The organism is Aeromicrobium erythreum (assembly GCF_001509405.1).
Lineage (GTDB): Bacteria > Actinomycetota > Actinomycetes > Propionibacteriales > Nocardioidaceae > Aeromicrobium > Aeromicrobium erythreum.
The window spans coordinates 429,644-448,445 of sequence record NZ_CP011502.1 but is presented as its reverse complement, the minus strand read 5'-3'; the positions used below and the strand labels follow the sequence as shown (position 1 = coordinate 448,445).

Sequence of the window (18,802 nt, the reverse complement as noted above, 5' to 3'; positions counted from 1 at the left end):
GGGTCGGTGGCGTCCTCACGGACGGCGGCACCGACCCCGACCCGCCTCGATGGGCGGCGGGAGCTCGGCCCGGCGGCTAGGCCCGGGCTCCTCGTCCGCGGCGACCCGCCACGAGGGTGGCTCCACCGAGGGCGGTCAGCGCCAGGCCCCACAGCAGCAGCGGCACGGAGACCGGGCCACCGGTGTTCGGGAGGTAGCCCCCGCGCGGGCCGCCCACGGCGCCGCTGCTGATGCCGGACGCCGAGGCGCTGAACCCGATCCCGTTGGCACCACCGGCGATCTGGTCCTTGCCGGCCGACTGCCCGGCGCCCGACGTGTCGGCGCCGGAGGTGCCGCCCGTGTCGTCGTCGCCCGACGTGCTGGCACCCGAGCTGTCAGCTCCCGAGCTGTCCCGGCCGGAGTTGTCGGTGCCCGAGTTGTCCCGGCCGGAGTTGTCCGTGCCCGAGTTGTCCCGGCCGGAGTTGTCCGTGCCCGAGTTGTCCCGGCCGGAGTTGTCCGTGCCCGAGTTGTCCCGGCCGGAGTTGTCCGTGCCGGAGTTGTCCGTGCCGGAGTTGTCCGTGCCGGAGTTGTCCGTGCCCGAGTTGTCCGTGCCGGAGTTGTCCGTGCCCGAGTTGTCCGTCCCCGAGTTGTCCGTCCCCGAGTTATCAGTGCCGGAGTTGTCCGTGCCCGAGTTGTCCGTCCCCGAGTTGTCCGTCCCCGAGTTATCAGTGCCGGAGTTGTCGGTGCCCGAGTTGTCCGTCCCCGAGTTGTCCGTACCCGAGTTGTCCGTCCCCGAGTTGTCCGTCCCCGAGTTGTCCGTACCCGAGTTGTCCGTCCCCGAGTTGTCCGTCCCCGAGTTGTCCGTACCCGAGTTGTCCGTCCCCGAGTTATCGGTGCCCGAGTTGTCCGTACCCGAGTTGTCCGTACCCGAGTTATCGGTGCCCGAGTTGTCCGTCCCCGAGTTGTCCGTCCCCGAGTTATCGGTGCCCGAGTTGTCCGTCCCCGAGTTGTCCGTCCCCGAGTTATCGGTGCCCGAGTTGTCCGTGCCCGAGTTGTCCGTGCCCGAGTTATCGGTGCCCGAGTTGTCCGTGCCCGAGTTGTCCGTGCCGCCCGTGCAGTTGATGCCGCCCGACGCGGCCTTGGCGTCGACGTCGACCCGCTCGAACCCGAGCTCCGCGGAGCCCAGGCCGTTCGGTGCGACGCCCGGGATCGGCGCGATCGTGAGGTCGGCCGTGAGACCGTTCATGGAGCCCGCGGCGTGCGTGCCGTCGGACGCCTCCACCACGTTCGTGATGCCGCCGTAGTTGAGCTCGCCGTCGACGAGCCGGCTGAGCGACTCGCCCACCGGCGAGCCGTTGAAGACCTGGCTGAGCTCGATCGACAGACCGGGCTCGAGCTTCAGCGCGGCGTCGCCGATCTTGATCTGCATGTCCGGCAGTTCCGGGACCTCCAGCGTGGCGCCCGCCGGCTTGCCGTTCGCCTTCGCGACGATCCGCGCGATGTCGTCGGGTCCACCCGCGTCACCGCCCCACGACACGGCCACCAGCCCGTCGAACAGCTGCACGTCGGCGAAGTTCCACGTCGCCTCGCTCTGGAGCGCCAACCCGTCGGGGCAGACGGCGCTGTCGGGCACGAGGCTGACCTCGCTCGTGTTCTGCCCGAGGTCCGCCTCGCCGACCGGGAAGATCGAGCCCGGCAGCGGGAACCCCAGGGTCGGGTCGATGAGGGTCAGCTTGCCCGTGTTCGTCTCGGCGTAGGAGAGACGACCACCCTGGGCCACGGTCTGCGCGTTCCAGCGCGCCTCCGCGGCGCCGGTCAAGGCCTCGAGCGACCCGAGGGTCGGGATGGTGAGGTTGCCGAAGTCCTGGTCGTCGCGCTGGCCGTCGACGACGGTGGTCGCCGCCGACTCGGCCTTCACGATCTGCAGGTTCAGCCCGACGGCACCGGCGCCGATGGGCGAGGCCCGGGCGTAGGAGCGCGACTCCGGGTCGTTCGCGATCGTCGACGGGACGGCGTAGGAGCCGACGCCGGTGCCCTGGTACGGGCTCAGGCCCGCGCTGTCGGCCACCGCGACGCCCTCCGCGACGTTGGCGCGCAGGTTGATGCGGTTGTCGAGCAGCGACGCGCCCGCGAACACGCCGTAGTTGCGGACCGCCCCGCTGAAGCCGCCGGGCTCGTCGCCGGCCATCGCGGACTGCGCCGCCATCGTCAGGCCCAGGCCCATGAGGGCGGTGCCGGCGATGGTCGTCCGCCTGCGCCGCTGTCGTCGTTGTCGTCTCAGGTCCTGCGTCATCGGTGTCGTCCTTTCAAGACGTCGTGCTCGTGGGCTGGAGGGCGGCGTCTGTCGCACTCCGAGGGCGTCCGGGATCGGCTCCCGTCGGGCGGGTCGGGGTCCGGCGACCTCGCTCGTCCGCGACCGCGGTGCATGTCGGTCACAGCGCGCCTGCCGCGGCGTTGCGACGCACGCGCAGCGGGTTCAGCGGATGGGTGATGAACGTCGTGTCGCGGGCCAGCCGGTAGTCGGGGCCCTCGAAGAACGTGCTCGCCTCCGCGTCACCGGTGCCGCGGTAGAGCAGGTACGCGGTGGTGATGCCGGCGAACTCGTCATCGGCCAGGTTCGTGCGTACCGGGCTGAAGTGGTCGGCGGTCCGTGCGGTCGCGAACCAGCCCGGCACCGACCGCACGAGTCCGCTCTGGGTGAGCAGCGGCCACGAGCCGGCCGGGACGGTCGCGTCCCGGGCGCCGGCGAGGACGAGGACCGGCGTCCGCACGGTCGAGCCGAGGGCGCCGGGACCCGGCTCGACCGCCAGGGTCCCGCTGACCCGCAGCCGCGGGTCGAGCCGCGTCAGCAGGTCGGCCGGCACGCTCGCGGCCTGCAGCGCGGCGGCACCACCCGCGGAGTGACCCGCGAGCACGACCCGGCCGAGGTCGACCCGGTCGTGCAACGGCGACGTCGGGTCGGCGTCGAGCCGCCGGGCGGTCGCCAGCCCCAGCAGGTGCATCTCCGGGCCGGAGTTCACGAAGTCCGACGAGACGGTCACGACGAACCCGTGGCTGGCCCAGTGCCGCGCGAGCGTGTCGTAGTTGCCGACGTCGGAGAAGATCCCGCCGACGAAGTCGACGACAGGCAGCCGACCGTCACCGGGGACGCCGTGCGGGTAGTAGACGACCGAGCTGATCGGCTGGTCGAAGCCGTAGGGGAACGCGTCGCTGCAGCGAGGGTCCGCGTCGCCGATCGCGAGCTGCAGGATCCAGCGCTGGACGAGACGGCAGTCGCCGAGCGCGGCGGTGGACGCCACCTCGTACGGGCCCGGACCGTCGGCGTAGACGCTCGTGGCGTCTCCCCGCTCCGACGCGACGGCACCCGCGACGTCGGCCGACGCAGGTGGCGTCGCGACCCCGACCGCGAGCGCGGCGACGACGGCAACAGAGACCGCCCTGCGCACGATGCGTGCTGTCATTCCCACGGTGACCTCGTTCCGTCCTGCTCCGCCTGTGGGCACCCGTCGCCGGTCCACGACGCGGGTGCCGGTGACGCGGTGCTGCTCTCCCGGGAGACCCTGGTGCGCCCGCGCCGCGCCGGTCCACAGCGAGGCGCGAAGTTGCGTAGGCCGTCCATCCATTTGCGTAGTCGCGCGCTTGGTCCTGCGTCTGCCGGGGGAGCATGCTTGCCGACGAGTCACAGGAGACAGGGGGACTGCGACGTGGACGTGGCAGGGCGACAACAGCAGAGCATGACGACGGCGCTGGAGGAGGGCCGCAGCATCGAGATCCGCGGTCGACGCCTCAGCGGACGGACCACGCTCCTCGACCGTCTGGGCGAGCTCTCGACGTCGCGCCGCGTCCCCCACCGACGGGTCGAGGGCAGCGAGCCGCTGCGCGACCACCCGTTCGGCGCGCTGCTCATCAGCGGTCTGCTCGAGTCCGCCACGCTGGCGGGGCCCAACCCGTTGCGCGCTGCGGTCGAGGCCGTCCGACGCCGGCTGCCGAGCAGCGGGCCTGCGGCGTTGCTGGTCGACGACGCCGACCACCTCGACGCCCAGTCCGTCGCCGTCCTGCGCCACCTGGAGCGACGTGGTCTCGTGGTGGCGGCGGCGTACCGCACCGACCTCGCGGGCAGGGCGGCCCCCCGGGTCGTCAGCGGGGCCCCGGTGGTGGTCGACGCCCCGAGCCTCGCACCCTCCTCCCTGCTGTCGACGCTGCGCGAGCGGCTCGGCGGGGCGGTCAGCGCGAGGCTGCTGAGCGAGGTGTTCGCCCTGTCCGGTGGCGTCGTCGGCGTCGCCGAGCACCTCGTGGACGACGGTGTGTTCGACGGCTCGATCACGCAGGTGGACGGCGCGTGGGACCTGCGTGGCCCCCTCGTCTCGCGCTCGCTCGACGGTCTGTGGCAGGCCTTCCTGCGCGAGCTGCCGCCCGCTGACTGCCACTGGCTCACCACGCTCGCCACCGCCGGACGCTCGACGCTCGGCACGCTGCCCCCCGCGGCGCTGGACGCCGTCGACCGCCTCGAGAGCCTCGGGCACGTGCGGACGGTCCGACGGGGCGACGGCCGTGCCGTCCTCGTGTCGGCCCTGCTCGCCGAGCACGTCCGCCGGACGTCCGACGCCGTCGCCCGCTCCGCGTCGCCGCCGATGTGGGTGCCACCGGTCGAGGTCGACGGACCGGCGCCGGGCTGCGTGGTCGGTCCCGTTCCGCGCGAGCTCGGGTGGCGTGCCCAGCTCGTCCGCCAGGCAGCAGCGCCCGACCCGCACGACCTCTCGACCCAGCTCGTCTCCGGCGGCACGGCGGAGGCGCCGACCCTCGCCCGGGTCCTCGGCCTCGCGGAGCGGTCGACACGACTCACGTCCGACCTGTCCCTGCTCACGTCGGCGCGCGAGCACCTGGCGCGGCTCGACGACGGGTCCGACGACGTGCGGCTGGCCCTGGCCGCAGCCACCACCGTCCTGGAGGTCGTGGCCGGTGTCGCCCACCGCCACGAGCCCCCGGCCGACGACCCGGGCGCCCATGCCCTGGCCCGGGCGAAGGCCTGCGAGGCGCGTCTCTACGACGCCCTCGCCACCGGTCGGTTCACGGCGACCGACGACGACCTCGCCCTCGCGTCGACACTGGCCGACGAGTCCGGCGACGTCGTGCGCCTCGTCCCGCGCCTGCGCGGCCTGCAGAGCCTGGTGACCGCGTTCCGCGGCGACCTGCGGACGACCCGCGCCCTGGTGACGCAGACCGTGGACGACGCGGTCGCCAGCGGCAGGCTCGACCAGGTGGCCTACGTCGGGTCGAGCGTGGGCGTGCTCATGCTCGTCGGCGGACAGCTCGGTCTCGCCCGGCGGTACGTCGAGACGGCGCTGGCGCTCCCCTGGGAGGGCGCGGCCCAGGACAGCGTCTCCACGCCGCAGCTGGCCGCCGTCCTCTCCCTGTGGGACGACGACCCCGCGCTCGCCTCGGCGCTCCACACCTGGGCGCCCGACGGTCCTGAGCTGGGCCCTGATCCGTACGACACTGCCGCCTGGCGGCACACCGCCGTCCTCCGGTCGTCAGGGCGGCCCGAGGCGGCCTCGGAGACACTCCTCGACCACGCCGAGGACGCCCGCCGTCGAGGGTGGCTGAGCACCGCGGCCATCCTGGCGATCCACGCCAGGGACATCTGCTCGACGCCACGCTCACGAGAGCTTGCCGAGACGTGCTCCGGCACGGTGGACAGCCCGCTCACGGCGCTCTACTTCCGCGCCATCGCCGCCCGGGATGCGTGCGACGTCGAGGCGATGACGAGCCTGCGGCACGACATGCTCGAGCACGGCGCCGTCGTCGGCGCCTATCGCCTGACGCTCGCCGCCTCTCGGCTGGCACCGCCCGGCGCTTCAGCCCGCGCGCTCGCGGCGGAGCTCGGCGAGCTCCGTCGCCTCCATCCCGAGGCGGTGTTCGTGGCGGAGCGGACGACGACCGGGCCGTCGCTGACGGCGCGCGAGCGCGAGGTCGTGATGGCGGTGCTGCAGGGACGGTCGAACGCCGAGGTCGCCCGCGAGCAGTTCGTGAGCGTGCGCACCGTCGAGTCGCACCTGCACCGCGCCATGAAGAAGCTGGGCGTGACCCGGCGCTCGGAGCTGCGCGGCCTGGTCGACCTCCTCTGAGGGCGGCGCGGAGCGGTCAGCGTCGCTCGTCGCCGTCCGGCCGCTCCGCCTCGACGTCGGCACCGTCCGCGGACGGCTCGTCGCTCGGGCGCGTCGTCAGCGTGACGCGGTCGATGCGGCGGCCGTCGACCGCGGTCACCGTCAGGCGGTACGGACCGATGTCGACCGTCTCGCCCACCTGCGGGATGTGCCCGAGCCGCTCGAGCACCAGACCCGCGACCGTCGAGTAGTGGCCGGACTCGTGGAGCAGCTCCAGCCCGGTCAGCTCCTCGAGGTCGTCGAGGTGCATGCCGGCGTCGAGGTCGTCGCCCTCCGGGGAGTGCAGCAGCTCGGCCTTCTCGGCCAGGTCGTACTCGTCGCGGATCTCGCCCACGAGCTCCTCGATGATGTCCTCGAGGGTGACGATCCCGTCGGTGCCGCCGTACTCGTCGACCACGAGCGCGATGTGCACGCCCTCGCTGCGCATCTGCGCCATGGCGGGCAGGATCCGGTTCGTGCTCGGCAGCACCGGGATCTCGCGCACGATGTCGGCGACGACCTTCGCGTCGGAGTCGGTCGGCACGGCCAGCAGGTCGCGCACGTGCACGAAGCCGATGACGTCGTCGCTGGAGCGCCGCCGGGTGACCGGGTAGCGCGAGTGCGGCATGGCGAGGGCGGCACCCGCGGCCTCGGCCAGGCTCATGCCGCCGTCGAGGAAGTCGACGGCGCCCCGCGGTCGCATCACCTCGCGCAGCGTCCGGTCGGTCGCCGTGAACACGTCCTGCAGGATCTGGCGCTCGTCGTCCTCGAGGCTCTCGTGCGCACCCACCAGGTCGCGCAGCTCGTCCTCGGTCATCTCCTCGCTCGTCGCGTGCGGGTTGCCGCCGAGCAGCCGCACGAGGACGTTCGTCGACAACGACAGCAGCCAGATGACCGGGCGCATGAGCGTCGCGAAGCGCGACAGCGGCGGCGCCACGAGCAGGGCGATGGTGCCCGACTTCTGCAGCGCGAACCGCTTGGGCACGAGCTCGCCGAAGACGAGCGACAGGTAGGCGATGAGCAGCGTCATGCCGACGAGGGCGAGGCTCGAGGCCGCGCCCGGGCTCAGCCCCAGCGCCTCCAGCGACGGTGCGACGTCGGGGGCGAGGGTCGAGGCGCCGTAGGCGGCGGACAGGAAGCCCGCGACGGTCACCCCGATCTGGACGGCCGCGAGGAAGGTGTTGGGATCACGGGCGAGCTCCGCGACCTTGCGACCGCGCGAGCCGCTGCGCTCCATCTGGCCGAGCTGGCTCTCGCGCAGCGAGACCAAGGCCAGCTCGGTGGCCGCGAACACGCCGCCCACGAGGACGAAGACCATGACGAGCGCCAGGTTGAGCAGGGTGCCGGTGTCCATCACGACCTCCCGTCGACGGACGGGGGGAGGTCGCGGCTGGTACTCGGAGGATGGTCCACGTCGGCCAGTCTAGGGACGAGCGGCGACGGGGCCAGCCCCCGAGCCGGTCAGGCGCGGTTGTGGGCCACGGCCGCGCTCACCAGGGCGGTGAACGCGTCGGCGTCGAGCGTGTCGTCCTCGCGCAGGTCGACCGCCCGGCGGGTGCCCGCGTCGAGGCTGGCGTTGAACACGTGGGCCGGGTCGTCGAGCGACGCCCCGCGCGCGAACGTCACCTTCACCTTGTCCTTGTAGGTCTCCACGGTGCAGAGCAGCCCGTCGCACGAGAATGTCGGCACCCCGTCGGGGTTCGACGGCTTGCGCCACTTGACCTCCTCGACCGCGTCGGGCGCCGCCGCCCGCACGAGGTCGCGCACCTGCTGCACCCGATCGGCACGCCAGTCGCTCATGGCGCGATCGTAGGCGGTCGCGGGGCCGCGGGGGCCTTCTCGTCGCCGTCGGCCACGGCCACCCGGTCCCGGCCCTCGCTCTTGGCGACGTAGAGCGCGCGGTCGGCGCGACCGATCGCCACGTCGGGGTCGTCGCCGCGGCGCGCGACGGTGAGCCCGTAGCTCACCGTCGGCAGGACGGTGCCGTCGGGCAGCGACCCGTGCTGCAGCATCGAGCTGACCTGCTCGACCGCCTGGCGGGCGTCGTCGAGGTCGGCCCGGTCGAGGTAGAGCACGAACTCCTCGCCCCCGACGCGACCGGCGAGGTCCTCCGGCCCGAGCGCCGAGCGACAGGCGGCGGCGAACATCTGCAGCGCGAAGTCGCCGGCCGCGTGCCCGTGCACGTCGTTGACCCGCTTGAAGTGGTCGAGGTCGGCCATCACGACGACGCCGTGCACCGCGCGTCGCCGGTGCGCGTTCCACCGCTGGGCCAGCTGCTGCATCAGCTCGTCGCGGTTGAGCAGGCCGGTCAGACCGTCGCGGGTCGCGCGGGCGCGCAGGTCGATCGTGTCGTCGGCGTAGCTGAGTGCCGTCATGCTGAACGACACGGTCGCCAGCATGACGGTGGTGACGAGGGTGGTGACCTGGCTGCCGAGGAACACGTCGAACAGGCGGCCGTCCTGGCCGACGGCGAGGAAAGCGACGAAGCGCGCCAGGTAGAAGGCCGCGACGCCGGTGCACATGAGCGTGAGCGAGCGCAGGATCGGTCGGTACACGCGGGCGCGTGGCCCCGGGGCGGGCAGCCGTCTCCAGGCGCGGTGCAGCTCCGTCGCCGCGAGCGCCAGGTAGACGGTCATCAGCCCGAGGAAGAACGGGCCGCCGGACCAGTCGTTGCGGCCCGGGTGGTCGAGGGCCGACGCGACCAGCAGCACGACCAGCGACGCTGCGACCGCCAGCCAGCTGACGCGCAGCCCGCTGACCGCCCGTGCACCGGCCCAGACGGAGGCGGCCCCGGCCACGATGCAGACGTTGCCGAGCGGGTTGCCCCACCACTGCTGCGACGTGCCGTCGAGGAGGTAGGCAGCCGAACCCGCGAGGAACGCGCCGAGGGCCACGCACCACCAGCCCGCGTAGGCGGACCGGGTCGAGCGGTAGGCCACGAAGTAGAACAGCGCGAGCAGCGTGACCGCCACGACGGCGAAGGAGACGCGCAACGAGACGACGTCGAGCATGCTGGCCCCTGGACGGTACGACGAAACTGCGTCGATCCTTTCACGGAAGCGGGTCCGAGGGACGGGTATCGCGTCCCCCCGGCCCGTCGCACGCCGTGACCTTCGCCGCACCGGCGCTGCGGGGGCCAGATCGGGGGGAGGGCGTTCTGGGCTGCAAAGCAAGGCGAGAACGGTGTTCCTGGAGGTTCCTCCAGAGACACCGGAACGGCCATTCGGCCCCCGTCCGGCCCGGCGAGCACCTATGCTCGCCGAGGCCTCAGACAAGGGAGGCCCGCGCACGGGTGCGCTGAGTCCACCCTCTCCCGTGCGATCCGCTGAACACATCCAGGGTGGAGCGGGACCGCCGAGCAGTCCGCGCCTCCCCCGAGGCGCTCGGGGCTTACCACCACGTGTGGCGTGCACCTTCCAGCACGAGCCCGACAGGTCACGTTCCGCAAGCGTCGTGAAGGAACCACATGCGTCACGTCACGCGCGCCCTCGGCGTCGCCATGCTCCTGCTGTCCCTCTCCTTCGGCACCACGCTCGCTGCCGGCAGCGCCTCCGCGCTCACGCCGCAGGAGAACAAGAAGGTCATGAAGATCGCGAAGTCCCTGCGGGGCACGCCCTACAAGTGGGGCGGCACGTCGCGCTCGGGCTTCGACTGCACGGGCTACACCCGCTACGTCTTCCGCAAGGCCCACGTCACCACGCTCGGCCGCACCGCGGGCCAGCAGGCGAAGCAGGGCATCAAGATCTCGAAGTACCGCAAGCGTGTCGGCGACCTGATCGTCTTCTACGGCGGCAACGGCGCCTACCACGTCGGCATCTACGCGGGCGACAACACGATCTGGCACTCGCCGCGCACCGGCCAGTCGGTCAAGCGCGAGCGCATCTGGACGAGCTCGTACAAGGTCCGCCGCATGGGCTGACCCGCCCCGCAGCACCCCCACCGGGCCGGCGAGCGTCCTCGACGCCGCCGGCCCGTGGGGTCCCCGCTCCCCCGTGCGCGTTTGCGTGGGGCCCCACGCAAACGCGCAGATCCGGCGCATGGTTGCGTGGGGGCGAGCCCGTTTGCGTGGGGCCCCACGCAAACGGGCCCGCGCTGGCGATCTACTCGAAGTGCCGGCGGGGGTTGTCGACGAGGATCGTCTCGACGTCGGCCTCCGTCAGACCGCCCTCGAGCAGCGCTGGGATGACGTCCTCACTGATGTGCCGGAAGTGCCAGTTCGGCGCGGCGTGGGCCTTGGCGTCGGCGCTGAAGTAGTCGATGAAGCAGTTGGCGTCGTGGGCGAGGGTCACGTGTTCGACGTAGCCTCGCCGGACGAGCTCGATGATCGTGCCGACGCGCTCCTGCATCGGGTTGAACAGGTCCAGACCGAACCGGTCCATGCCGAGCATCGACCCGGCGTCGGCCAGCCGACACAGGTAGTCGACGTCGTTGGTGTCGCCCGAGTGGCCGATGATCACCTTCGACAGGTCGACGCCCTCCTCCTCGAGCACCCGCTGGGCGACGAGCCCCGACTCGTTGGCCGGGTTGGTGTGCACCGTGATCGGGGCGCCCGTCTGCACGTGGGCCTGACCGACGGCGCGCATGACGCGCTCGACGCCCGGCGTGAGGCCGGCGAGCTCGATGGCGCACTTGAGGATGCCCGCGCGCACGCCGGTGCCGGCGATGCCCTCCTGGACGTCCTTCACGAACATCTCGGTGAGCGGCTCGGGCATGTCGACCAGGAGGCCCGGTCCACGGTGCTCGAACTGGTGGGGTACGTCGTTGTAGGTGTAGAGCCCGGTGGCCACGACGATCTGCAGGTCGACCTGGGCGGCGATGCGCTGGATGCGGGGGATGTAGCGACCGAGCCCGAGCACGGTCGGGTCCATGATCGAGTCGATGCCGAGGGCCTTGAGCTCGGTGAGCTTCTCCACCGCGTCGCGGATCCGCTCCTCCTCGTCCCAGTCGTCCTGGTAGTTCTGGTTGTACTCGGTGTTCAGCACGAACACGTGCTCGTGGACGAGCGTCCGGCCCAGCTCGCTGGAGTCGATCGGGCCGGTCACGGTCTGGACGGTGGTCATCGGGATCCCTTCGGAGTTGAACTCAGGTTCAGGTCCAAGCTGGAGTACAGCGTGTCCCAGGTCACAGGTCACCGTCAAGGAGCGATCCCGACGTCGCGTACTTGAATCCGGATTCAGGTTCATCTAGGCTGCGAGCACCCGACCCGAGGAGCACCCGGTCATGACCACGACCCCCGCCGTCCCCCGTCCCACGTCGATCCAGGAGCTGCAGGACCTCGTCGGCTCCGACCTGGGCCCCACCGCGTGGCACGACATCACGCAGGAGCGCATCGACGCGTTCGCGGAGCTGACCGGCGACCACCAGTGGATCCACGTCGACCCGGCGCGCGCCGCCGACAGCGCGTTCGGCGGCACCATCGCCCACGGGCTGTACAGTCTCTCGCTCGGACCGCGGTTCATGGAGGACCTGATGGCCTTCGACGGGTTCGCCCACAGCCTCAACTACGGGTACGAGAAGGTCCGCTTCCCCGCGCCCCTGCCCGTGGGCTCCCGCATCCGGATGCACGCCACGGTCGTCTCGGTCGACGACGTCGGTGGCGGGTCGGCCCACATCGTCACGCGCCAGACGTTCGAGCGCGAGGGGTCGGACAAGCCGATCTGCGTCGCGCACTCGGTCGGTCGCTTCACCGAGTACCCCGAGGGCAGCGGCCGATGACCGTCGCACGGCAGGTCCGCCTGCGCGCCCGTCCCGTCGGGCTGCCCGACGCCGGCACCTGGGACGTGGTCGACACCGAGCTCCCCGCGCTCGGCGACGGCGAGGTCCTGGTCCGCGTGACGCACCTGTCCCTCGACCCCGCCATGCGCGGCTGGCTGAACGACGTCCGCTCCTACGTGCCGCCCGTCGGCGTCGGCGAGGTCATGCGCGCGTTCGGCGTCGGCACGGTCCTTGCGTCCCGCTCGCCCGAGCACGCGGTCGGCGACGCCGTCAGCGGCATCACCGGGGTGGCCGATCATGCCGTGCTGCGTGGCAGCGACCTCTCCCCCGTCGACCTCGCCGTCGCCTCGGCGCCGACGTGGCTCGGCGCGCTCAGCATGCCCGGCCTCACCGCCTGGTTCGGCCTGTTCGACGTCGCCCGCGCGCGGCCCGGGGAGACCGTGCTCGTCTCCGGGGCAGCCGGGGCCGTCGGCAGCGTGGTCGGCCAGCTCGCCACGGCGCACGGCTGCCGCGTGATCGGCATCGCCGGCGGCCCGGAGAAGACGCGCTGGCTCACCGACGAGCTGGGGTTCGACGCCGCGATCGACTACCGCGAGGGCGCCGTGCACCGCGCCGTGCGCGCGATCGCGCCGGAGGGTGTCGACGTGTACTTCGACAACGTCGGCGGCGAGGTGCTCGACAGCGCCCTGCGCACCTTGCGCCGCGGCGCACGCATCGCGCTCTGCGGCGCGATCTCCACCTACAACGCCACGGAGCCGGCGCCCGGCCCGGCGCACTACATGTCGCTGCTCGTCAACCGCGCCTCGATGACCGGCTTCGTGGTCTTCGACTACGAGGACCGCTACCCCGAGGCGATCGCCGACCTCTCGGCACGGCTGCGCGACGGCTCGCTCGTCGCGCGCGAGACCGTGGTGCGCGGCGGCGTGGACGCCTTCGGGGACACGTTGCTGATGCTGTTCGACGGCGGGAACACCGGCAAGCTGGTGCTCGAGCTCTGACTCAGCGGGGAGTCGTGAGTCCGAGGGCGTTGGCCCACAGCCGGGTCGACGTCTCGACGAGGTCGTCGACGGGCCAGTCCTCGCCCAGCGCGAAGCTCGAGTAGGCCAGCCGGCTCACCATGCCCGAGAGGGCGCGCGAGGTCATCATCGGGTCGAGGGTGGCGTCGACGCGGCCGTCCTGCTGGAGCTTCTCGATGCTCTTCGCGTTGCGCCGCGCGAACGCCTCGCCGCGTTCGAGTCGGCGCCGACGGAAGTCCTCGTCGATCGTCGCCACCTGCTCCTGCAGCCGCATCAGCCGACCGTTGCGCTGGTAGGTCTCGAAGTAGGCGCGGTTGCTGGCCTCGATGACGGCGACCGGGTCGTCGGCGTCGTCGACGCGGGGCATCCCCGGGTGCAGCATGTCGTCCTGGGCCGCCTCGAGCACCGCCGTGAACACCTCCTCCTTGGAGGTGAAGTAGGTGTAGAAGGTGCCGATGGAGCACTTCGCCTCGGCGGTGATGTCGGTCAGCCGCGAGGCCAGGAACCCGTCGCGCTCGAAGACGGTGCGCGCCGCGGCCACCAGGGCGGCGCGCGTGCGCACGCCACGCGCCGTGGTGGGTGGCTCCTTCATGCCCGAGGTGTCCGCGAGCGCCGGCACCTCGTCGAGGCGCTCCGTCGCGGATCTGTCGGTCATGGTGCTGTTCTAACGAACGAGGGTCCGAGGTGCAAGGCGGCCCGGCCGGGCCGGGCCGCCTCCACGCTCATGCGGGGTCCGCGACGTCGACCGCCTCGAGCACACGCACCACCGGCGGCGCAGCGAGCAGGTCGGCGAGCTGGGCCGAGGTCCGCTGGAAGTGCTCGGCGGCGCCGTGCGCCTTCAGCGCGTCGACCGAGGCCCACCGCTCGACCATGACGACCTCGTCGGGCCGGCGCCTGACCCGGTGCAGGTCGTAGCGCAGGCACCCGTCCTCGGCCCGGACCGTCGCGAGCGAGGCCTGCAGCACGGCGACGAGCTCGTCGCCGCGGCCCTCCTGCGCCTCGAGGGTCGCGACGACGTCGAGCGCGCTCATCGCACGACCACCGGGTTCACGGGGGCGCCGGTGCCGCTCACGATCTTGAGCGGCGCGGCGGTGTAGAGGAACGTCCAGCGCTCGTCTGCGGCGCAGGCTGCCGCGAGGTCCTCGAGCCAGGCGATCTCGGTGAACGCCACGCCGAGGTTGCGCATGAGCGCGCTGTGCAGCGGCAGGGTCACGCCCGACGACGGCTCCACCGTCACCTCGTTGGCGATGGTGTCGGTGACGAGGTTCGGGATCTCCATGTCCTGGAACCACTGCACGAGCTCGGGGCTGTAGGTGAGGCCGGGCTCGAGGAAGCCGTCGTAGAACTCCTCGGCGGACTGGCGGTAGAAGGAGCCGATGAAGCCGGTCCGGATGACCAGCACGTCGTGCTTCTCGATCGTGCAGCCCTGCGCCCGGGCGACGTCGAGCAGGTCCTCGTGCGTGAACGTCTCCCCCTTGTCGAGCGCCGCCTTGCCGCGGTGCCGGGCGACGTCGAGCAGCACGCCACGCCCGACGACGCCGCGCTCGGCGATCGGCAGCACCGACGCCTTCTGCATCGCGCCGTCCGTCGTGGCCGCGTCGTAGCCGTTCCAGATCTGCCCGTCGTACCAGACGTGGCCGAGGGAGTCGTACTGCGTCGAGGCCTGCAGGTACATCGTCGCGACGTCGTCGGAGTAGTGCGCGCCGCCGGGCGTCTCGACGCCCTCACCACGCTGGAAGAAGCCCTCGTCCATGACGTTGCTGCGCTGGATGCCCTCGCGACCGGGCCACACGGGATCGCCGGACGGGTCACCTATGCGGACCTGGAGCGTGAAGACCTCGCCGGAGCGGACCTCCGCGACGCCGCGGAGCACCTCGGCACTGGTCAGGTAGTTGAGCGAGCCCACCTCGTCGTCCGGGCCCCACTTGCCCCAGTTCCTCGGCGAGTCCTTCAGGAAGTCGCCCACGTACGGCGTCTCGGTCATGTCTGCTCCTTCGGTACGAACGGGTGGGTGCGGGGGTGTGGTCAGTGGTCGAGGCCGGCGGTCTCGACGACCGCCCAGGCGCGCTCGACGAGCTGCTCGACGGCCTGGGGGGTGGGGGGGTCCGCCGTCGGCGGCGTTGCGCGGGTCGTCGAGCGCACGGCGCAGGACGCCCTCGGCGATGACGGCGATCTTCCAGAGCCCGAGGGCGTGCCAGTAGTCGAGGTCGGCGCGGTCACGGCCCGACGCCTCGAGGTAGGTGGTGGCCAGCTGCTCGCGCGTGGCGAAGCCGGGCAGTGCCGACGCCGCGAACATCAGCGTGGGGCCGTCCCCGGCCTCCGGCCAGTAGGCCAGCAGGCTGCCGATGTCGGCGAGCGGGTCGCCCAACGTGCTCAGCTCCCAGTCGAGCACCGCCGCGACGTCACCGAGGTCCGGGTCGAGGATGACGTTGCGCAGGTGGAAGTCGCCGTGCACGAGCGCCACGGTGCGGCCCTCGTGCGCTGACGGCCCCGGCGCGCGACGTCGCAGCAGGTCGGTCATCGCGTCCAGGCGGGGGAGGTCGCGCGTGCGCGAGGCCTCCCACTGGCGCGACCAGCGCTTCAGCTGGCGCTGCGCGTAGGGCGCACGTGACGCGAGGTCACCCAGGCCCACCTCGTCGACGTCGACCTCGTGCACCGCGGCGAGCGTGCGGGCGAGAGAGGGCCCGATCGCCGCCCGCAGCGACATGCCGAGATCGTGCGCGGTCTCCTCGCGATCGACGACGAGGCCGTCGACGTGCTCCATCACGACCACCGGCGTCTCGGCGAGCGCAGCGTCGACGTAGCGGCCGAGCACCTGCGGCACCGGCACCGACGTGGCGCCCAGCGCCGCGAGGATCCGGTGCTCGCGGAGCACGTCGTGGGCCGACGCGAGCAGCTCGCCGCGGGGCGGGCGACGCACGATCCACCGGTGCCCCGCGTCGTCGGACACGAGGTACGTGAGGTTGGACTGCCCGCGACCGACGCGGACGGCGTCGAGCGTGCCGTCCACCTCGAGTCCGTCGGCCCGGAGCAGGCCTGCCAGCACGGCCAGGTCGAGAGCCGGGGCGTCGGTCACCGGGCCCTGCGTGGCCGCGCCCTGCTCGGTCGTGGTCACCTCAGCCGCCCTGGGTCGCGAGCCGGTCGAGCGCCGCGCCGGCGCCGATCATCTGGCCGCCGTCGATCACCAGCGTCTCGCCGGTGATCCATGACGCGGCCGGTGACGCCAGGAACGCGATGGCCGCACCGACGTCGGTGGGCTCGCCGATGCGCCCGAGCGGGGTGCGGTCGTCGACCGCCGCCTCGTGCTCCTTCCAGAGCGCCTCGGCGAGACGGGTGCGCACGACTCCGGGGGCCACGGCGTTGACCCGGATGCCCGGGCCCAGCTCGATCGCGAGCTGCTTGGTCAGGTGGATCAGCGCCGCCTTCGACACGTGGTAGACGCCGAGGTCGGGGCCCACCGACAGCCCTCCGATGGAGGCGGTGTTGACGATCGACCCGCCGTGCTCGCCCATCCAGGCGTCGACCACGAGCCGCGACCAGAGGATCGGGCCCCAGAGGTTGACGTCGAGCGTCTTGGCGAACCGGCCGTGGTCCTGCTGCAGCACCGGCCCGTAGGCCGGGTTCGTGCCCGCGTTGTTGACGAGCACGTCGACGCTGCCGAACCGCTCCATCGTCCGCTCGACGCAGGCCCGCGCGAGGTCCTCGTCGGTCACGTGCGCACCGACGCCCATCGCCCGCGGGCCGACGGAGGCGGCGGCCTCGGCGGCCGCCTCCTCCGTCCGCGCCGTGAGCACGACGTTCGCGCCCGCGTCGTGCAGGGCCGCGGCGGCCGCGAGGCCGATGCCCCGCGACGCCCCCGTGACGATCGCGGTGCGCCCGTCGAGCGACCCGGTCACTTCTTCTTGTTCCAGTCCGCGTCGATGCGGCGCAGCTCGACCTGCGCGAGCGTGCGCTTGTGCACCTCGTCGGGGCCGTCGGCCAGGCGCAGCGTGCGCTGGTGGGCGTAGAAGCTGGCGAGCGGGAAGTCGTCGGTGATGCCGCCGCCGCCGTGCACCTGGATGGCACGGTCGATGATCTTCAGCGCCACCTGCGGCGCCGCCACCTTGATGGCCGCGATCTCCACGCGGGCCTTCTGGTTGCCGACCGTGTCCATCAGCCAGGCCGTCTTGAGCGTCAGCAGACGGATCATCTCGATCTCGATGCGCGCCTCGGCGATCCAGTCCTGGATGTTGGAGCGGTTCGCGACCGGCTCGCCGAACGTGACGCGGCTCTGCGCGCGCTGGATCATGAGGTCGAGCGCACGCTCGGCCATGCCGATCGAGCGCATGCAGTGGTGGATGCGACCTGGTCCGAGACGGGCCTGGCTGATCATGAAGCCGTCGCCCTCGCCGGCCAGCAGTGCCGTCTTGGGCACCCGCACGTCCTCGAACAGGATCTCGGCGTGGCCCTCGCGGTCCATGTAGCCGAAGACCGGCAGGCCGCGGACGATCGTGATGCCGGGGGTGTCGAGCGGGACGACCATCATCGACTGCTGGCGGTGCGTCGCAGCCTCGACGTTCGTCTTGCCCATGACGATGAGCACCTTGCAGTTGGCGTGCAGCGCGTTCGAGGCGAACCACTTGCGGCCGTTCAGCACGTACTCGTCGCCGTCGGCGTCCATCCGCAGCTGCACGTTCGTGGCGTCGGAGCTGGCGACCTCCGGCTCGGTCATGCAGAAGGCCGAGTTGATCTCGCCGGCGAGCAGCGGCTTGAGCCACTTCTCCTTGTGCTCCTCGGTGCCGAAGAGCTCGAGCACCTCCATGTTGCCGGTGTCGGGAGCGTTGCAGTTGATCGCCTCGGGGGCGATGTACGGGCTGCGGCCGGTGATCTCGGCCAGCGGGGCGTAGTCGAGGTTGCTCAGGCCGGGCGAGCCCCAGTCCTCGCGCTCGTGCGGGTGGAAGAGGTTCCAGAGCCCACGCTTGCGCGCCTCGGTCTTGAGCTCCTCGAGGATCGGCGGGTGGAAGTTCGGGTTGCCCGACTCCGCCATCTGCGCCGCGTAGATCGACTCGGCGGGGTAGATGTAGTCGTCCATGAACTCCAGGAGCTTCTCCTGGTACTCCACGGACCTCTGGCTCGGTGCGAACTCCATCAGATCTCCTTCGTCAGCGGTGCGAACACCGGGGGGCGCCGCTCGGTGAAGCTGGCGACGCCCTCGGCGATGTCGGAGCCCCGGAAGGACTCGCGCATCAGGGCGTCGGCCGACCGCACCGACTCGGCGAAGCTGCGCTCGGCGTCGAGCAGCAGCTGGGACTTGATCGTGGCCATCGACCACGGGGAGCAGGACGTCGCGAGGCCTTGGGCGTACGCCACGGCGCGCTCGACGAGCTCGTCGGCGGGCACGAGGTGCTCGACGAGGCCGATGCGGGCGGCCTCCTCGCCGTCGACCCGACGGCCGGAGAGCAGCAGGTCGCTGGCACGGCCGTGCCCGACGAGCCGCGGCAGCAGCCACGCCATGCCGTACTCGGCCACCAGCCCGCGCTGCGCGAAGGCGGTGAGGAAGACGGCACGGGGCGAGGCGAACCGCACGTCGGCGTAGAGCGCCTCGACCATCCCGAGGCCGGCGGCGGCGCCGTTCACCGCGGCGACCAGCGGGGTGTGCAGCGTGAGCGGGAGGTGCCTCGGGTGCGGGCGGTCGATCTGCTCGTCAGTGGCGTCGCCCACCCCGGCGAGGTCCTCCATGTCCGCGCCGGCGCAGAAGCCGCGGCCGGCACCGGTGACCACGATCGCGCGGACGTCGGGGTCGGCGTCGGCCTCCAGCAGGGCGCCGTAGTAGGCGTCCTCGAGCGCGTTCGTCCAGGCGTTGAGCCGCTCGGGGCGGTGCAGCGTCAGCAGCAGCACCCCGCCGAGGCGCTCCGCGAGCACGAGCTCCTCGTGCTGGGCTGCGGGCCGGTCCGTCATGGTCGTCATCCT

Annotated in this window: 16 protein-coding genes; 4 read left to right on the top strand and 12 right to left on the bottom strand. The window is 72.2% G+C overall.

Features of this window, described 5'->3' with window-relative positions; all coding sequences use genetic code 11:
• Nucleotides 1–76: 76 nt before the first annotated feature.
• Together Aeryth_RS02110 and Aeryth_RS02105 are read right to left on the bottom strand one after the other, a co-directional pair.
• Nucleotides 77–2,272: a beta strand repeat-containing protein gene (locus Aeryth_RS02110; protein ID WP_144433638.1), complete on the bottom strand. Its 2,196-nt coding sequence runs from the start codon at nucleotides 2,270–2,272 to the stop codon at nucleotides 77–79.
• A 139-nt stretch (nucleotides 2,273–2,411) separates the two neighbouring features.
• Nucleotides 2,412–3,440: an alpha/beta fold hydrolase gene (locus tag Aeryth_RS02105; RefSeq protein WP_067854026.1), complete on the bottom strand. Its 1,029-nt coding sequence runs from the start codon at nucleotides 3,438–3,440 to the stop codon at nucleotides 2,412–2,414.
• A gap of 273 nt (nucleotides 3,441–3,713) precedes the next feature.
• On the opposite strand from Aeryth_RS02105, the gene Aeryth_RS02100 reads away from it, so the two are divergent.
• A complete protein-coding gene (locus Aeryth_RS02100) occupies nucleotides 3,714–6,104 on the top strand; it encodes a helix-turn-helix transcriptional regulator (RefSeq protein ID WP_067854023.1) in 2,391 nt (796 codons plus the stop codon).
• 16 nt (nucleotides 6,105–6,120) lie between these two features.
• Here Aeryth_RS02100 and Aeryth_RS02095 read toward each other — a convergent pair whose 3' ends face one another.
• The 3 genes from Aeryth_RS02095 to Aeryth_RS02085 all read right to left on the bottom strand — a co-directional run bounded on the left by Aeryth_RS02095 (nucleotide 6,121) and on the right by Aeryth_RS02085 (nucleotide 9,133).
• Complete coding sequence (locus tag Aeryth_RS02095) at nucleotides 6,121–7,476, bottom strand: hemolysin family protein (protein ID WP_067854020.1); 1,356 nt, start codon at nucleotides 7,474–7,476, stop codon at nucleotides 6,121–6,123.
• Nucleotides 7,477–7,583: 107 nt separating this feature from the next.
• The gene (locus Aeryth_RS02090) at nucleotides 7,584–7,922 is read right to left on the bottom strand and encodes a DUF1801 domain-containing protein (RefSeq protein WP_067854017.1); all 339 of its coding nucleotides are present in this window, start codon (nucleotides 7,920–7,922) and stop codon (nucleotides 7,584–7,586) included.
• Nucleotides 7,919–9,133 (bottom strand): GGDEF domain-containing protein, encoded by a 1,215-nt coding sequence (locus tag Aeryth_RS02085; protein ID WP_083516186.1) that lies wholly within the window; start codon nucleotides 9,131–9,133, stop codon nucleotides 7,919–7,921. The genes Aeryth_RS02090 and Aeryth_RS02085 overlap by 4 nt, the downstream gene beginning before the upstream one ends.
• 455 nt (nucleotides 9,134–9,588) lie before the next feature.
• Here Aeryth_RS02085 and Aeryth_RS02080 point away from each other — a divergent pair, with 455 nt between their 5' ends.
• On the top strand, nucleotides 9,589–10,041 hold the full coding sequence (locus tag Aeryth_RS02080) for a C40 family peptidase (protein ID WP_067854014.1): 453 nt from the start codon (nucleotides 9,589–9,591) through the stop codon (nucleotides 10,039–10,041).
• 181 nt (nucleotides 10,042–10,222) lie between these two features.
• Here Aeryth_RS02080 and Aeryth_RS02075 read toward each other — a convergent pair whose 3' ends face one another.
• Nucleotides 10,223–11,182: a phosphotriesterase family protein gene (locus Aeryth_RS02075; protein ID WP_067854011.1), complete on the bottom strand. Its 960-nt coding sequence runs from the start codon at nucleotides 11,180–11,182 to the stop codon at nucleotides 10,223–10,225.
• Between the two features lie 160 nt (nucleotides 11,183–11,342).
• Here Aeryth_RS02075 and Aeryth_RS02070 point away from each other — a divergent pair, with 160 nt between their 5' ends.
• Together Aeryth_RS02070 and Aeryth_RS02065 are read left to right on the top strand one after the other, a co-directional pair.
• Entirely contained in the window at nucleotides 11,343–11,837 is a 495-nt protein-coding gene (locus Aeryth_RS02070; protein WP_067854008.1) for a MaoC family dehydratase, read from the top strand.
• Nucleotides 11,834–12,835 carry an NADP-dependent oxidoreductase gene (locus Aeryth_RS02065; protein ID WP_067854005.1) on the top strand — a complete coding sequence of 334 codons (1,002 nt, stop codon included), beginning with the start codon at nucleotides 11,834–11,836 and terminating at the stop codon, nucleotides 12,833–12,835. The genes Aeryth_RS02070 and Aeryth_RS02065 overlap by 4 nt, the downstream gene beginning before the upstream one ends.
• Nucleotide 12,836: 1 nt before the next feature.
• Here Aeryth_RS02065 and Aeryth_RS02060 read toward each other — a convergent pair whose 3' ends face one another.
• From Aeryth_RS02060 to Aeryth_RS02035, 6 genes are all read right to left on the bottom strand, one after another.
• Nucleotides 12,837–13,508 carry a TetR/AcrR family transcriptional regulator gene (locus Aeryth_RS02060; protein WP_083516185.1) on the bottom strand — a complete coding sequence of 224 codons (672 nt, stop codon included), beginning with the start codon at nucleotides 13,506–13,508 and terminating at the stop codon, nucleotides 12,837–12,839.
• Nucleotides 13,509–13,575: 67 nt separating this feature from the next.
• Complete coding sequence (locus Aeryth_RS02055) at nucleotides 13,576–13,884, bottom strand: putative quinol monooxygenase (protein WP_067854002.1); 309 nt, start codon at nucleotides 13,882–13,884, stop codon at nucleotides 13,576–13,578.
• Nucleotides 13,881–15,968 carry a phosphotransferase gene (locus tag Aeryth_RS18165; RefSeq protein ID WP_202967698.1) on the bottom strand — a complete coding sequence of 696 codons (2,088 nt, stop codon included), beginning with the start codon at nucleotides 15,966–15,968 and terminating at the stop codon, nucleotides 13,881–13,883. The genes Aeryth_RS02055 and Aeryth_RS18165 overlap by 4 nt, the downstream gene beginning before the upstream one ends.
• A gap of 1 nt (nucleotide 15,969) precedes the next feature.
• Nucleotides 15,970–16,749, bottom strand: coding sequence for an SDR family oxidoreductase (locus Aeryth_RS02045; protein WP_067853999.1), 780 nt, complete (start codon nucleotides 16,747–16,749; stop codon nucleotides 15,970–15,972).
• Nucleotides 16,746–17,981, bottom strand: a complete 1,236-nt coding sequence (locus Aeryth_RS02040; protein ID WP_067853996.1) for an acyl-CoA dehydrogenase family protein — start codon at nucleotides 17,979–17,981, stop codon at nucleotides 16,746–16,748. Before Aeryth_RS02040 ends, Aeryth_RS02045 begins: the two co-directional genes overlap by 4 nt.
• Nucleotides 17,981–18,790, bottom strand: coding sequence for an enoyl-CoA hydratase-related protein (locus Aeryth_RS02035; RefSeq protein ID WP_067853993.1), 810 nt, complete (start codon nucleotides 18,788–18,790; stop codon nucleotides 17,981–17,983). Before Aeryth_RS02035 ends, Aeryth_RS02040 begins: the two co-directional genes overlap by 1 nt.
• Nucleotides 18,791–18,802: the final 12 nt, after the last annotated feature.